Annotated in this window: 10 protein-coding genes and 1 pseudogene; 8 read left to right on the forward strand and 3 right to left on the reverse strand. The window is 68.7% G+C overall.

All coding sequences use genetic code 11. The annotated features are described in order from the left end of the window. Positions 1-110 precede the first annotated feature (110 nt). The 8 genes and pseudogenes from glgC to BLW27_RS00815 all read left to right on the forward strand — a co-directional run bounded on the left by glgC (position 111) and on the right by BLW27_RS00815 (position 9,968). Entirely contained in the window at positions 111-1,343 is a 1,233-nt protein-coding gene (gene glgC / locus BLW27_RS21405; protein ID WP_245710748.1) for a glucose-1-phosphate adenylyltransferase, read from the forward strand. Continuing rightward, complete coding sequence (gene glgA / locus BLW27_RS00790) at positions 1,340-2,770, forward strand: glycogen synthase GlgA (protein ID WP_089877766.1); 1,431 nt, start codon at positions 1,340-1,342, stop codon at positions 2,768-2,770. Before glgC ends, glgA begins: the two co-directional genes overlap by 4 nt. Further along, the gene (gene glgX, locus BLW27_RS00795; RefSeq protein ID WP_245710726.1) at positions 2,767-4,860 is read left to right on the forward strand and encodes a glycogen debranching protein GlgX; all 2,094 of its coding nucleotides are present in this window, start codon (positions 2,767-2,769) and stop codon (positions 4,858-4,860) included. The genes glgA and glgX overlap by 4 nt, the downstream gene beginning before the upstream one ends. Further along, a complete protein-coding gene (gene malQ / locus BLW27_RS00800) occupies positions 4,853-6,769 on the forward strand; it encodes a 4-alpha-glucanotransferase (RefSeq protein WP_089878681.1) in 1,917 nt (638 codons plus the stop codon). Before glgX ends, malQ begins: the two co-directional genes overlap by 8 nt. A gap of 13 nt (positions 6,770-6,782) precedes the next feature. Further along, complete coding sequence (locus BLW27_RS00805) at positions 6,783-7,046, forward strand: hypothetical protein (RefSeq protein WP_089877772.1); 264 nt, start codon at positions 6,783-6,785, stop codon at positions 7,044-7,046. 8 nt (positions 7,047-7,054) lie between these two features. Further along, a pseudogene (gghA, locus tag BLW27_RS21885) lies at positions 7,055-7,282 on the forward strand (glucosylglycerol hydrolase); the annotation flags it as partial. A gap of 76 nt (positions 7,283-7,358) precedes the next feature. Further along, positions 7,359-7,538, forward strand: a complete 180-nt coding sequence (locus BLW27_RS21095) for a hypothetical protein (RefSeq protein WP_218141078.1) — start codon at positions 7,359-7,361, stop codon at positions 7,536-7,538. Between the two features lie 216 nt (positions 7,539-7,754). Beyond that, on the forward strand, positions 7,755-9,968 hold the full coding sequence (locus BLW27_RS00815) for an NADP-dependent isocitrate dehydrogenase (protein WP_089877774.1): 2,214 nt from the start codon (positions 7,755-7,757) through the stop codon (positions 9,966-9,968). Between the two features lie 73 nt (positions 9,969-10,041). On the opposite strand, the gene BLW27_RS00820 is transcribed toward BLW27_RS00815, so the two are convergent. The 3 genes from BLW27_RS00820 to BLW27_RS00830 all read right to left on the reverse strand — a co-directional run bounded on the left by BLW27_RS00820 (position 10,042) and on the right by BLW27_RS00830 (position 15,288). Continuing rightward, positions 10,042-10,914 carry an NAD(P)-dependent oxidoreductase gene (locus tag BLW27_RS00820; protein WP_089877777.1) on the reverse strand — a complete coding sequence of 291 codons (873 nt, stop codon included), beginning with the start codon at positions 10,912-10,914 and terminating at the stop codon, positions 10,042-10,044. Between the two features lie 63 nt (positions 10,915-10,977). Further along, a complete protein-coding gene (locus BLW27_RS00825; protein WP_089877780.1) occupies positions 10,978-14,112 on the reverse strand; it encodes an efflux RND transporter permease subunit in 3,135 nt (1,044 codons plus the stop codon). 9 nt (positions 14,113-14,121) lie between these two features. Then, positions 14,122-15,288, reverse strand: a complete 1,167-nt coding sequence (locus BLW27_RS00830; protein WP_089877782.1) for an efflux RND transporter periplasmic adaptor subunit — start codon at positions 15,286-15,288, stop codon at positions 14,122-14,124. Positions 15,289-15,388: the final 100 nt, after the last annotated feature.

Genomic DNA, 15,388 nt, shown 5'->3' on the forward strand with positions numbered 1-15,388 from the left:
CGGTGGTCTTTCTCGTGCGCGAACAGTCCGGATCGGCGCCGTCCGAGCCGGTCGCATCTGGGAGGAGACGTCCATTGGTTGAAACCCCATCGAGCCTCGCGCGCGACAGCATGGCCTTCGTTCTGGCCGGCGGCCGCGGCAGCCGGCTGAAGGAGCTGACCGACCGCCGCGCCAAGCCGGCGGTCCATTTCGGCGGCAAGTCCCGCATCATCGATTTCGCGCTGTCGAACGCGCTGAACTCGGGCATCCGCAAGATGTCGGTCGCCACGCAGTACAAGGCGCACAGCCTGATCCGGCACTGCCAGCGCGGCTGGAACTTCTTCCGGGCCGAGCGCAACGAGTACCTCGACATCCTACCCGCCTCGCAGCGTGTGGACGAGCATCAATGGTATCTCGGCACCGCCGACGCGGTGACGCAGAACATCGACATCGTCGACAGCTACGACGTGAAATACGTGCTGATCCTGGCCGGCGACCACATCTACAAGATGGATTACGGCAAGATGATCGCCCAGCACGCCGAAAGCGGCGCGGACGTCACCGTGGGATGCCTGACCGTCCCGCGGATGGAGGCAACGGCCTTCGGCGTCATGGCCGTGGACGCGAACGACACGATCACCAGCTTTCTGGAAAAGCCTGCCGACCCGCCGGGCACGCCGGACGACCCCAGCATCGCGTTGGCGTCGATGGGCATCTACGTGTTCAACTGGAACCTGCTGCGCGACCTGCTGATCCGTGACGCCGATGACAGCAATTCCAGCCACGATTTCGGCAAGGACATCATCCCGCAGATCGTTTCGAAAGGCATCGCCAAGGCGCACCGTTTCGAGGACAGCTGCGTGCGCCACACGCCCGACGCGCCCGCCTACTGGCGCGACGTGGGCACGGTCGACGCCTTCTGGAAGGCCAATATCGACCTGACCGACTTCGATCCGGATCTGGACCTGTGGGACAAGAACTGGCCGATCTGGACCTATTCCGAAGTGGCGCCGCCCGCAAAGTTCATCCACGACGAGGAAAAGCGCCGCGGCACCGCCGTCAGTTCGCTGGTCTCGGGCGGCTGCATCATCTCGGGCACGGAGATCCGCCAGTCTCTGCTGTTCACGCAGGTGCACACCAACTCCTACGCTTCGCTGGAACAGGCGGTGGTGCTACCCTACGCCCGCATCGCGCGGCACGCACGACTGAAGAAGGTGGTGATCGACAGCGGCGTCGAGATCCCCGAAGGCCTTGTCGTGGGCGAGGACCCGGTCGAGGACGCCAAGTGGTTCCGCGTCAGCGACAATGGCGTGACGCTGATCACACAGGCCATGCTGGACATGCGCGAGAGCAAGCTTCGATGAAGGTCCTCTCGGTTGCGTCCGAATGCGTCCCCTTCATCAAGACGGGCGGGCTGGCCGACGTGGTGGGCGCGCTGCCCGACGCGCTGGCGCGGCACGGCGTCGAGATGCGCGTGCTGCTGCCCGGCTACGACGCGGTGCTCGAAATCGTTGGAGACGGCCAGACCATCGCCGAAGAGGACGACCTGTTCGGCGGCCGGGGGCGGGTCTTCTTCACTCAGGCCAAGGGCGTCGGGCTTTACGTGCTCGACGCGCCACATCTGTTCCGACGCAACGGCTCGCCCTATCTGGACGCGGACGGGCGAGACTGGTCCGACAATCCCGAGCGCTTCGCCGCGCTGTCGTGGATGGGCGCCCGCTTGGTAGCGCAGGGGGCGGGCGGCTGGAGAGCCGATGTCCTGCACGGACATGACTGGCAGGCCGGCCTCGCGCCGCTGTACCTGCGGCGGGCGTTCCGGGTCGAGGTGCCATCGGTCATCACGGTTCACAACGTCGCCTTTCACGGCAGCGCGCCGGCCGACCGGCTGGACGGGCTGCGGCTGGACCGGGCCGACTTCAACCCGGAGGGGATCGAGTTCTGGGGCCAGATCAACCCGCTGAAGGCTGGGCTGGTCTTCTCGGACCGGATCACCACGGTCTCGCCCACCTACGCGCGCGAGCTGACGCGGCCCGAGTTTGGCGCCGGGCTGGACGGCGTGATCCGCGTCCGCGCCGACCGGCTGTGCGGTATCCTCAACGGGATCGACACGGACACATGGGACCCCAAGAACGACTTGGCTCTGGTCGAGCCCTATTCGGACCCCGCCGGGAAGAGCGCCAACAAGGTCGCGCTGCGGGCCGAGTTCGGCCTGCCGGAATCGGATGGCCCGTTGTGCATCGTGGTTTCGCGCATGACCCAGCAGAAGGGGCTGGACCTTCTGCTGAATTCGCTGTCCACGCTGATCGGATGCGGTGGCCAGCTGGCGGTGCTGGGTAGCGGCGATACGGCGCTGGAAAGCGCGTGGCAGCGCGCCGCGGCCGAGAACCCCGCCGTCGCCGTCCGTATCGGCTATGACGAGGCGCTGTCGCACCGGATGATGGCCGGCGCCGACGCGATTCTGGTGCCCTCGCGGTTCGAGCCCTGCGGCCTGACGCAGCTTTACGCGCTGCGCTACGGCACGATCCCGGTGGTGGCGCTGACCGGCGGGCTGGCCGACACGGTCATTCCGGCGAACCCGGCCGCGCTGGCGGCGAATGCCGCGACGGGCATCCAGTTCCATCCGGTGGGCGCGCAGACGCTCAACCTCGCGATCCTCGATCTGTGCGCGCTTTACGCCGACACGCGGATCTGGGACCAGATGCGCCGCAACGCGATGGCACAGCCCGTGGGCTGGGAGCGGTCTGCCCGCGCCTATGCCGATCTTTATGCCGACATGGTCGCCGCGCAATGATCCGACGACTCAGCATGGCCGAGGGGCGTGCCGACCCGATGGGCGCCACCTTCGACGGCGAAGGCGTTAACTTCTCGGTCTTCTCCGAACACGCCTCGCGCGTGACGGTCTGCCTGTTCTCGGACGACGGCAAGACCGAGACGCACCAGCTCGACCTGCCCGAGCGCGACGGCAACGTCTGGCACGGCTACGTCTCGGGCCTGCGGCCGGGGCAGCAATACGGTTTGCGCGCCGACGGCCCTTACGCACCCTATTCCGGCCACCGGTTCAACTACCACAAGCTGCTGCTGGACCCCTACGCCAAGCGGCTGACCGGCCACCCGCGCTGGCACGACGCGCTGATGGGCTATTCCGTGGGCGATCGCCACGCCGACCTGTCCTTCGACCGGCGCGACAGCGCGCCTTTCATGCCGCGCTGCGTGATCGAGGACCCGGCCTTTTCCTGGGGCGGCGATCGCCATCCGCGCACCCGCGACGCTGACACGATCATCTACGAGGCGCACGTCAAGGGCCTGACCAAGCGTTTTCCCGACATCGACCACCCGGGCACGTTCCTCGGCCTCGGCTCGGACCGGATGCTGGATTACCTGACCGATCTCGGGATCACCGCGATCGAGCTGCTGCCGGTGCAGGCCTTCCTCAACGACCGGTTCCTGGTCGAGAAAGGGCTTACCAACTACTGGGGTTACCAGACGATCGGCTTCTTCGCGCCCGAGCCGCGCTACCTGCATGCCGGCCGGATCGCAGAGTTCCAGTACATGGTCGCCCGCCTGCACGCCGCCGGGATCGAGGTCATCCTCGACGTCGTCTATAACCACACCGGCGAAGGCGACGAGACGGGGCCGACGCTGTCGTTCCGCGGCCTCGACAACCTGTCATACTACCGCCTGACACCCGACCGGCGCGGCTACGTCAACGACACCGGCACCGGCAACACAGTCAACGTCGACCACCCGATGGTGCTGCGGATGATCCTCGACAGCCTGCGCTACTGGGTCGAGGTCATGCACGTGGACGGCTTCCGCTTCGACCTCTGCTCGACTCTGGGACGCACCGACGACGGGTACGACCGGGGTGCTGCCTTTTTCGACGCGATCCGCCAGGACCCGGTGCTGAGCCGCACCAAGCTGATCGCCGAGCCGTGGGATATCGGCCCCGGCGGCTATCAACTGGGCGCCTTCCCACCGCCATTCCGCGAATGGAACGACCGCTTCCGCGACGACGTGCGCCGCTTTTGGCGCATCGACCTGGGATGCGTGCCGGCACTGGCCACGCGGCTGACCGGTTCGGCCCCGCAATTCGACCATTCCGGCCGCCCCGCCACCGCCTCGGTCAACCTGCTGACGGCGCATGACGGGTTCACGCTGATGGACCTCGTATCCTACGCGAAGAAGCACAACCACGCCAACGGCGAGGGCAACCGCGACGGCCACGGCGAGAATTTCAGCGACAACATGGGCGTCGAGGGTCGGGCGACCTCGGCCGCGCTGGCCGAGGCACGGGCGCTGCGGCGGCGCAACATGATGGCGACGCTGCTGCTGAGCCAGGGAACGCCGATGATCCTTGCCGGCGACGAGATCGGCAATTCGCAGCACGGCAACAACAACGCCTACTGCCAGGACAACGCGGTCGGCTGGATCGACTGGGACAACGCCGACGACGCGTTTCTCGACTTCACGCAGAAGCTGATCGCCTTCCGCAAGGCGCACCCGATCCTGCGGCAGAAGCGTTTCCTGCATTCGGAGGAACGCGAACCCGATGGCCTGATCGACCTGTTCTGGTGGCACGAGGACGGCCGCCCGATGGCGCAGGAGGACTGGGACGACGCGAGCCGCACCGTCCTGTGCGCCGAACTGCGCATGGCCAGCGGCACCCCCGCCTATGCCGAGCGCGAGGAGGCGCTGTTCCTAGTGTTCAATGCCGGCGACGCAACCGTGCGCGCCATGGTTCCGGGACCGTTCGACCGGCTACGCTGGCACAAGCGCATCGACACGCATGCCGGCTGGTTCGGCGACAAGCCGACGGCCGCGCATGTCGAGGTCGCCGGCCCCTCCGTCACCGTTTGCGTATTGGAGCCGCATGATGACTGATCCCCTGGCCGCGCTGGCGAAGGAAGCCGGCATCGTCCCCTCCTACACCGACCAGACCGGGCGCCGCCGACGCACGGGGCGTGCGACGATGCGCGCGCTGCTGGCGGCGATGGGTCTGCCCACGCAGACAGACGCGGACGCGGCCGGGCACCTGCAGGCGCTACGCGACGAACAGGCCGCGCGCGTCGTGCCGGAATGGATCGTCGTCACGCCCGACCGTACGCCGAAGCCGGGCCTGCCCGATGACGCCGAGTGGCACCTGACATTCGAGGACGGCAGCACCGCCGAAGGTCAGGGCGATGCCGCGCTTCCCAAGGTGCCGCTGGGACTGCACCGGCTGCACAGCGGCGGGCAGGATTGCACGCTGATCGCGGCCCCCCCGCGCCTGCCCGACCCCGAACGCGACTGGGGCCTGATGCTGCCGCTGCACGCCCTGCGCCCGCCCGAAACCGGCGGATTGGCAGACTACGACGACCTGCGCGTGGCGGGCGAGGGGCTGGCCGCACACGGGGCAGGGTTCTTGGGCCTCAACCCGATCCACGCGGGTTTCCTCGCCGATCCCACGAACTTCAGCCCCTACACGCCTTCTCATCGCCGTCGGTTGAGCGTGTTCCACGTTTCGGTGGAGGATACGCCGGCGCCCTCGGGCCCGCTGGTAGACTACGCGACCGAGATTCCCGCCCGCCGCGCCGCCCTGCGACGTGCCTTCGACGCCTTCCGCGCGGCCGGCGGCGCTACGGACTTCGACGCTTTCCGAAGCGCCGAGGGTGGCGCGCTGGAGCGTTTCGCCCTGCACCAGGCACTGTCGGACCTGCACGGCGCATACTGGACCGACTGGCCCGAGGCGCTACGCGACGCCGAGAGCGCCGAAACCCGCGCCGCCGCACGAGATTTGGCCGACGAGGTGACCTTTCACGCTTGGGCGCAATGGCGCGCGCATGAGGGCCTGCAGCAGGCGAACGAGGCGATGCGCGCCGCCGGCATGTCGCACGGCCTGTACCTCGACCTCGCCGTGGGTACCCACCCCGCCGGAGCCGAGACGTGGGAGGACCGCGACAGCTTCGGCTACGGGGTCTCGCTGGGCGCCCCGCCCGACGCGTTCTCGGCCGACGGCCAAAGCTGGGGCCTTGCCCCCTTCAACCCGCGCGCGCTGGTGGCTAAGGGCTTCGCCCCGCTGGCCGAGACCTTGCGCACGCAGCTGCAGCTTTCCGGCGCGTTGCGGATCGACCACATCCTGGGCTTCGACAGGGCCTTCTGGGTGCCCGAAGGCGACGCGCCCGGCGCCTATGTGCAGATGCCCCGCGCCGCGATGCTGGCGGTGGTCCGGCTGGAAGCCGCCCGCGCCGGCGCCTTCATCGTGGGCGAGGACCTTGGCAACATCCCGCCCGGCCTGCGCGGCGCGCTCGATGCGAGCGGAATCCTGGGCTGCCGCCTGCAGCTGTTCGAGCGCGAGAACGACACCACCTTCACCCGCCCCGAAGACTTCGACCGCACAGCGATCGCCAGCTTCTCGACCCACGACCTGCCCACCTGGGCCGGCTGGCGCAAGGGGTGCGAGATCGAGGCAAGGCGCGACCTCGGCCATATCAGCGAGGATTTCGCCCGCGGCGAACTGGCCCGGCGCCAGGATGAAGTTGCGGGCTTCGACGCCATGACGGAGGCGCACCGCCCCCCGGACACGCCGCCTGACAGCCCCGACGCGATGCACCACGCGCTGGCCGCGACGCGCAGCGCGCTGGCGCTGGTGCAGATCGAATGCGTGCTGGGGATCGAGGTCCAGCCCAACCTGCCCGGCACGGTGGACGAATATCCGAACTGGCGCCAGCGCCTGCCGCTGGCCCCGCACGACCTGAAGACCGATCCCCGGCTTGCCCGTGCGGCGGCGATCATGCGCGCCCACGACCGATAGGGAAGGAGGAAGCATGCCGCCTACCGACCGCATCGCCTTCGCCGAGAACGCGGCCCAGGCCGAGGCAAGCATGGCCCGAGAGGCGTCGACCACCGCCGCGACCTATTTCGACACGCGCAGCCTGATCGCCCGGCGGCCGGACGGACGGGTCGAGGGCGACCACGCCCTGTTCGGCTTCTGGACGACCGAGCTTCTGGACGCGCTGGTGCCCTCGGGCGACATCTTCATCGAAATCCTGTCGCCGCTCGACTCGCTGGACCTGATGCGCGCGCAATAGAGCGTGCGATTCGAGCACGCCGACGTCCCCGTGATCGGCGCCGCCCGGACGAGCTGGTCGATCTGGCCGGCCCGCTGCACAACTTCCCCAGCCGCCCCGGCACCGCCAGCCAACCCGAGAAGCTGGTGCTGGACGTGGTGTTCGGCCATTCCGGCAACCAGGTGCTGGACGCGCTCAACAGCCGCTTCTTCGCCGGGCCAAACATGTACGGCCAGAACCTCGACCACCAGAACCCGGCCGTACGCGCAGCCCATAGGCGGGCGGCCCCTATTCACGGCGCTGCGCCACGGCCCAGAAGAGCAGATCTTCACCGTGACGCACATGGCGTGCAAGGCAACGGACGAGATCGAGCCGCTGTTACTGAAAGTGCCGGAGATCGAGGGGGAGGGCTGGCGACTCGCGCAGCGCACGCCGTCGATCGGGCGCGACTACACGGGTGGAACGATCATGCTGCGCGACAGCGTGGAGTTGGTCAACACGCGCAAGCGCTAGGCGTTTTTCACCAGCGGGCGTCGTCGCCGAAGGCACCGGGGGAACGGGTGCTGTGCGCCTGCGTTTCCGCCCTGACCCGTCCCGTCCGGCCGCGACTGGCGGCAGCAGGCACCGCCGCGACGGAAAGCGCATCTGCGGCAATGTATACCGCTGTATGCTGTTTACGCGGCCGTCGCTTTGGCCTATGGCGGGGGCAATCGAAGAAAGGCTTGCCTCATGTCCGATTCCCAAATGCCAGACATCATCTACACCAAGGTCGACGAGGCGCCCGAGCTTGCCTCGGCGTCGTTCCTGCCGATCATCCAGCGCTTCGCACGCGCCGCCGGCGTCAGCGTCGACACCCGCGACATCAGCCTCGCAGGGCGCATCATTGCCGCCTTCCCCGAGCGCCTGACCGAGGCGCAGCGCCAGGACGACGACCTGGCCGCGCTGGGCCAGCTGGTGAAGAAGCCCGACGCCAACGTCATCAAGTTGCCCAACATCTCGGCCTCGGCGCCGCAGCTCGACGCCGCGATCAAAGAGCTTCAGGGCCAAGGCTACGACCTGCCCGACTATCCCTACAAGCCCGCCACCGACGAAGAGCGCGACATCCAGAAGCGCTATGACGCGATCAAGGGCTCGGCCGTGAACCCTGTCCTGCGCGAGGGCAACTCGGACCGCCGCGCCGCCGACGCGGTCAAGAAGTTCGCCCAGGCGAACCCGCATTCGATGGGCAAGTGGGAAAGCGACAGCAAGACCCGCGTCGCAACGATGGGCCGCAACGATTTCCGGTCGAACGAGGTGTCGACCACCCTGTCCGACGCCCAGGCGGGCAAGGCGAAGATCGTGCACGTCGCGCCCGACGGCACCGAGACCGTACTGAAGGAGGGCGTCGACCTGCCCGCCGGCACCGTGGTCGACGCGACCTTCATGTCCGCCAAGGCACTTGATGCGTTCCTCGAGCGCGAGATCGAGGCATCGAAGAACGAGGGCGTGCTGTTCTCGCTGCACATGAAGGCAACGATGATGAAGGTCAGCGACCCGATCATCTTCGGCCACGCGGTCCGCGCCTACCTCAAGCCGGTGTTCGAGGAGCACGGCGAGAAGCTGGCCGAGCTGGGCGTGAACCCGAACTCGGGCCTCGGCACGCTGCTGAACAAGGTCAAGGACGAGCCGCAGATCATCGCCGACATCGACGCCTGCATGGCTGAGCGCCCGCCGATGTACATGGTCGACAGCTCGAAGGGCATCACCAACCTGCACGTGCCGTCGGACGTCATCATCGACGCCTCGATGCCCGCGCTGATCCGCGCCGGCGGCAAGGGCTGGGGCCCCGACGACGCCAAGCACGACACCAACTGCGTGATCCCGGACAGCAGCTATGCCGGCGTCTATGACGAGACGATCAAGTACTTCAAGGAAACCGGCGCTCTCGACCCGGCCACCGCCGGGGCGGTTCAGAACATCGGCCTGATGGCCCAGAAGGCCGAGGAATACGGCAGCCATCCGACGACGTTCGAGATCCCGAAGGACGGCACCGTGAAGATGTACGCCGCCAACGGCGACCTGCTGCACGAGCACAAGGTCGAGGCCGGCGACATCTGGCGCGCGGCCAGCGCGCGCCGCGCCCCGATCGAGGACTGGGTGAAGCTGGCGATCGAACGCCAGAAGGCCGAGGGCTGCGAGGCGATCTTCTGGCTGGACGAGGACCGCGCCCACGACGCCGAGCTGATCAAGTTCGTGAAGCCCATCCTCGAGCGCGAGGGCGTGACGGATCGCTTCAAGATCATGTCGCCGGAAAAGGCCACGCGCCAGACGCTCGAGACGATCCGCAAGGGCGAGAACTCGATCGCGATCACCGGCAACGTGCTGCGCGACTACCTGACCGACCTGTTCCCGATCCTGGAATTGGGCACCTCGGCCAAGATGCTGTCGATCGTCAAGCTGATGAACGGCGGCGGGCTGTTCGAGACCGGCGCCGGCGGTACCGCGCCCAAGCACGTGCAGGACCTTGTCGCGACAAACCACCTGCGCTGGGACTCGCTGGGCGAGTTCTGCGCGCTGGCAGAAAGCCTGAAGTTCATGGCCGACCAGAAGAACAACGAAAAGGCCCGCCTGCTGGGCCTCGCCGCCGAGAAGGCGACGCAGGGTGTGCTGGACAACGACCGCTCGCCGCAGCGCAAGCCCGGCCAGCCGGACAACCGCCACAGCCACTACTGGTTCGGCCGCTACTGGGCCGAGGCGCTGGCCGCGCAGACCGAAGACGCGGATCTGGCCGCCGAGTTCGCGCCGCTGGCCAAGTCCCTCGCCGAGAACGAGGAGAAGATCGTCTCCGAGATGATCGAGGCGCAGGGCACCAAGGTCGATCTGGGCGGCTACTTCCACCCCGATCCCGAGAAGACTGCAGCGGTAATGCGTCCGTCGCCCACGCTGAACGCGATCATCGACTGAGCACGCACCGGGACGCAAACCATTGAAGGGCCGGCCCTGCGCCGGCCCTTTCGCTTTTCGCCCGTTCGAAGCCTTAACGCGTGTCCTGCACGTCCAGCAGGTCCAGGAACAGCGCCGCGTGGTCAAGGCCCGCCGCCTCGTCGCGGGCCTGGATCAGGCGGGCGTAGCGATCACTGATCGCCTGCGCCATCGGCAGCGTCAGGCCCAGCGCTTCAGCTTCGGACAACGCGTTCTCCATGTCTTTCAGCTGAGTAACGCACAGCGCGCCCGGCTGGAACGCTCGGTCGGTCATCCGCGCGCCGTGCATCTGCAGGATCGTGCTGTCGGCGAAGCCGCCCTTCAGCGCGTCGCGCACCGCCGCCGGATCGGCGCCGCCGCGTTCCAGCAGCAGCGTCGCCTCGGCCACAGCGCCGATTGTGATGCCGACGATCGCCTGGTTGGCGAGCTTCGCGAGCATACCCGCCCCGCTGGGTCCGACATGCACCGGGCGCCCGAGCGCCAGAAGCACCGGTCGGGCAGCGGCAAATGTCTCGGCCTCGCCGCCCGCCATGATCGCCAGCGCGCCCGCCTCGGCCCCCGCGGTCCCGCCCGAAACCGGCGCGTCCAGGTGCGCGACGCCCAGCGCCGCAAGGTCGCGCGCCTGCTGCCGCGCCTCTTCGGGCCGGGCCGAGGCCATCTCGATCCAGGTCTGGCCGGGCTGCAGCGTGGTGCGCAGCGTCTCGTCGGCCAGCACGGCCCCGGTCGCGCGGCCGTCGGACAGCATCGAGATCACGAACCCGGCGCCGCGCACGGCCACTGCCGGGTCCGCGCACACCGTCGCGGACAGCTCCAACGCCTCGGCCTTGGTCCGGGTGCGGTTCCACACCCGCACGTCGTGGCCCGCGCGCTCAAGCGCCCGCGCCATCGGCGCCCCCATCAGCCCCGTGCCCAGTACCGTGACCTGCATGCCATCCCCCAGCGCGTCCCCGTCCGCGGAGCTATAGCCAGATCCGCAGCCGCGGCCTAGGCCTCAGGCCGGCGCGTCGCCTTCGGCGGGCGCACGCGACGCCAGCGCGCTGTCCAGTTCACGCACCAGCCGGCGCTCTTCCTCGGCGCGGGGCTTGGACAGGCCCGCCAGCAGCAGGTAGGCAACCGGCGTCAGGTACAGCGTCGACAGCGTCGCCAGCCCCAACCCGCCGACGATCACCCAGCCAAGCGCCTCGCGCGCTTCGGCGCCAGCGCCCGCCGACAAGATCAGCGGCACCCCACCCAGCACGGTCGACACCATCGTCATCATCACCGGCCGCAGGCGCACCGTCGAGGCCTCAAGGATCGCCTCGCGCACGGATGCCCCCTGGTCGCGCAACTGGTTGGCGAACTCGACGATCAGGATGCCGTTCTTGGCCATGATCCCGATCAGCATGACCAGCCCGATCTGGCTGTAGACGTTCAGGCTCAGCCCCGTCAGGACCAGCGCGAAGATCGCGCAGGCCAGACCCAGCGGCACCGTCGCCATCACGATCAGCGCCGAGACGACGCTTTCGAACTGCGCCGCCAGCACCAGCAGCACCACAGCGATGGCGAATCCGAAGGTCACGATCAGGCCCGCGCCGGTCTGCTCCAGCGTTGCCGCCTCGGCCAGCGGCACGATGCGGTTGTCGTCGGCCAGCACCTCGTCACCCAGCCGGCGCACCTCGGCCAGCGCGTCGCCCAGCGCGAAGTCCGGCGTCAGCGACGCGGTGATCTCGACCGCGCGGTTCTGCCCCTCGCGGCCCAGTTCAGGCGCGACCGCGCGTTCGGTCAGCGACACGAAGCTGGACATCGGCACCATGGTCCCGTCCTGCGCCTGCACGAAGACGTTGGCCAGGTCGCCCGGATCGTCTACGGGGTCCGAGGTCGACAGCATCTGGATGTCGTAGCTTTCGTCGTCGATGAAGACCGACCCGACCGTGCGCCCGTCCAGCACCGCGCGCAGCGCCTCGCCCAGGCCGGTGATCTCGATCCCGAGGTCCGAGGAGCGGGTGCGGTCGATCTCGACGAACAGCTGCGGCTGCGTCGTCTCGTAGTCCAACCGGACCGAGCCGAAGGCCGGATTCTCCTGCATTCGGGCGATCAGGTCGTCGGCCACGTCGGCCAGCTGCGTGTAGCTGCTGCCGGATATCGCGAAGCTGAGCCCGCGCCCGGCCCCGCGGATGCCCAGCGAGTTCGGCTGGATCGCGAAGGCGCGCACGCCCACGATCTGCGAGAGGCCGGCGTTGATGTCGCCGACGATCTCGTTCTGCGACCGCTCACGCTCGTCCCAAGGCGCCAGGCTGAACACCATGAAGCCGCGGCTGTTTGACCCGAAGCCGGTGATCGAGAACACGTTCGTCACCTCGCCGCTTTCGCGCAGCGGGTCTGCGATGGCCTCGATCTCGCGCATCTTCGCTGTGGTGTAGTCCAGCGACACGCCCTGCGGCGCGTTGACGATCAGCAGCGCGACGGCGCGGTCCTCGCGCGGGGTCAGTTCTTGCCGGATGCCGCCGAACATCATCGCCGCGGTCAGCGCAAACAGCGCAGCGGCGACGACCACGACTATCGGCAGCGCCAGCGCAGCGCGCAGCGTCGCGGCGTAGAGCGCAGCCAAGCGGTTGCCCAGCCAGACCAAAGGGCCGCGCGGGTCGGGGTTCGGCTCCGCCGTCAGCAGGCGGCTGGCCAGCACCGGGCACAGCGTCAGCGCCACCACCGACGACAGGCCCACCGCCATCGCCAGTGTAAAGCCGAATTCGCGGAACAACCCGCCCGCCTGCCCCGGCAGGAAGGACAGCGGCACGAAGACCGCCGCCAGCGTCGCCGTGGTGGTGACGACCGCGAAGAACACTTGCCGCGTGCCCAGAACGGCGGCGGCGCGCGGTCCCATCCCGTCGGTGCGGCGGCGCACGATGTTCTCCAGCACCACGATGGCGTCGTCCACGACCATGCCGGTCGCCAGCACCAGCGCCAGCAGCGTCAGGATGTTGACCGAGAACCCCACCAGATAGATCGCCGCCAGCGTGCCGATCAGCGCCACCGGCATGGTCAGCGCCGGCACCAGCGTCGCCCGCGCGTCGCGCAGGAAGACGAAGATCACGACCACGACGATCCCCACCGCCATTGCCAGCGTCTTGAGCACCTCCTCGATCGCCCCGTTGATGAAGATCGCGTCGTCGGAGGTGACGAAGATCGACACGTCGTCGGGCAGCGTGGCCTGCAGGCTTTCCACCACCGCGCCCACATCGCGCGAGATTTCGAGCGTGTTCGACGTGGCCTGCCGGATCACGCCCAGCCCGATGCCAGTCTGGCCGTTTGCGCGCAGGATCGTCTCATCCGGGGCGGGGCCCAGCGTGACCGTGGCCACGTCGCCCACCTGCACGTCCGGCGCGACGGTCAGGCGTTCGAACGCATCCGGGTTCGCCACCGTGGCGGTCGTGCGCACGTTGATCGACTGCCGCCCGCCCGACAGGTCGCCCGCGGGCGCATCGTAGGCCACGTCCGACAGAGCGCGGCGCAGGTCGGCCAGCGTCAACCCCCGTGCGGCCAGCGCGGCCATGTCGATGTCGACGCGGAAGATCGGCTCGCGGTCGCCATAGACCTGCAGGTCGGCCACGCCCTCGACAGAGATCAGCCTGTCCTCGACCCGGTCACGCACCAGCCGCGTCAGCTCCTGCGGCGAGCGCCCCGGAGAGGTCACGGCGATCCGCACCACCGGCTGCGCGTCGTCGTCGGCCTTGACGACGCTGGGCGCCTCGGCGCCCTCGGGCAATTGACCCGCGACCCGCGCCACCGCGTCGCGCGTGTCGGTGGCGGCGACGTCGATGTCCACGTTCTCCTGAAACTCCAGCGTCACCCGGCTGGACCCGAACCGCGACGAGGACGAGATCGCGCGGATGCCCGACACCCGGCCCACCGCGCCCTCGATCCGGCCGGTGATCTCTTGGTCGACGCTTTCGGGCGAGGCGCCGGGGAAATCCGTGCGCACCGTCACCACGGGGCTGTCGACGCTGGGCAGTTCGCGGATTTCGACGCCAAACAGCGCCGCGATGCCCGACAGGATCAGCAGCGCGCTGATCACCAGCGCCAGGATCGGCCGGCGGACGAACAGCGCGGTGCTCGATCCGCCGATGGCCTTGCTGTCATCGGTGCTCATGCACGTTCCTCACAGCCGCGCCGGCCCGTCCAGAGCGGCCTGCCCGGTCGCGGCGCTGCCCTCGACCACCTCGACATCGGCGCCGGGACGCAGGCTTTGCACACCCTCGATCACCACCGGGTCGCCCGGTTCCAACGCAGCCTCGACCACCACGCTGTCGGCGTTGCGCTGGCGGATCGTCACGTCAACCCGCTGCGCCTTGCCATCGCGCACCACCCATACGTACGAGCCTTGGCTCGACCATTGGACGGCCAGCGGATCGATCGCCGGCAGCGCCTGTCCGGAAAAGCGAAGCTGCACCTTGAAGGCCATGCCGGCGCGCAGCCGGTCGTTCTCGTTGGCGACGCGGCCCTGCACCCGCAGAGTGCGGCTCGAGCGGTCGACGACATTGTCGATGGCAGCGATCCGACCATCGAGAACAAGGTCCGGGATTCCCAACGGCCGCGCGGTCAGCGGCGTGCCGACGTCGATCCGGCTGACCGCGCTTTCGGGCACGCGGAAATCGATCAGGATGGCCGAGCGGTCGGTGATCGTGCCGATCTCGGCCTGCGCCGGCACCCGGTCGCCCTGTTCCAGATCCAGCACGCCGTTCCAGCCCGCGATGGGCGCGCGCAGCGTGCGGCGGCCAAGGTCATACTCCGCCTGCTGCACTTCCAGTTCGGCAGTGCGCAACGCCAGACGTGCCTCGCGCTGGCGCACACCACTGACGGTGCCGGCGTCGGCCAGCTGCTCCAGCCGTTCGGCGTCGTCTCTGGCCTCGTCCAGCATCAGCCGCGCACGTTCCAGCGCGATGCGCTCGGCTTCGGAATCGAGCCGCAGGATCAATGCGCCTTCTTCGACGTAGGTGCCGCCGGCAACCGGAAGCTCGACGATCTGGCCGCTGACCTCGGTGCGCAGCGTGACGGCGCGCAGCGCTTGGCCGTCGCCGATAGCCTCGATCCGGTCGTCGACCGCGCCCTCGGTCACCTCTGCCACGACGACCCGCGCGGCACCGCCGCCGCCCCAGCCGCCGCGACCGCCTTCGCCGCCTTGTGGTTGGGCCGCCTCGACCCCCAGCAGATCCGCCAGGCCCGCGCGTTCAAGCCACGGACCCGAAGAAGGTACAAAGGTGATCCACAGGAACAGGGCGGCGGCGATGACGACCGCCGAGAGAATGATCTGCTTCAGAATGGCCATTGCGAATCCTTGCTTGACGCAAAGGTAACGCGCCTCGGCCATGTGTCACCCGTTATCACCGCGCCGTCATCCGTCGCGAGCGCTTTTTCACGCCCGAGAC

The sequence above is a fragment of the Citreimonas salinaria genome, from assembly GCF_900107235.1.
GTDB classification, from domain to species: Bacteria; Pseudomonadota; Alphaproteobacteria; order Rhodobacterales; family Rhodobacteraceae; genus Citreimonas; species Citreimonas salinaria.

Excerpts from the sequence above, each read along its gene's own strand:
- glgC (WP_245710748.1), top strand. The coding sequence starts at position 111 with ATGGCCTTCGTTCTGGCCGGCGGCCGCGGCAGCCGGCTGAAGGAGCTG.
- glgA (WP_089877766.1), top strand. The coding sequence starts at position 1,340 with ATGAAGGTCCTCTCGGTTGCGTCCGAATGCGTCCCCTTCATCAAGACG.
- glgX (WP_245710726.1), top strand. The coding sequence starts at position 2,767 with ATGATCCGACGACTCAGCATGGCCGAGGGGCGTGCCGACCCGATGGGC.
- malQ (WP_089878681.1), top strand. The coding sequence starts at position 4,853 with ATGACTGATCCCCTGGCCGCGCTGGCGAAGGAAGCCGGCATCGTCCCC.
- BLW27_RS00805 (WP_089877772.1), top strand. The coding sequence starts at position 6,783 with ATGCCGCCTACCGACCGCATCGCCTTCGCCGAGAACGCGGCCCAGGCC.
- BLW27_RS00815 (WP_089877774.1), top strand. The coding sequence starts at position 7,755 with ATGTCCGATTCCCAAATGCCAGACATCATCTACACCAAGGTCGACGAG.
- BLW27_RS00820 (WP_089877777.1), bottom strand. The coding sequence starts at position 10,914 with ATGCAGGTCACGGTACTGGGCACGGGGCTGATGGGGGCGCCGATGGCG.
- BLW27_RS00825 (WP_089877780.1), bottom strand. The coding sequence starts at position 14,112 with ATGAGCACCGATGACAGCAAGGCCATCGGCGGATCGAGCACCGCGCTG.
- BLW27_RS00830 (WP_089877782.1), bottom strand. The coding sequence starts at position 15,288 with ATGGCCATTCTGAAGCAGATCATTCTCTCGGCGGTCGTCATCGCCGCC.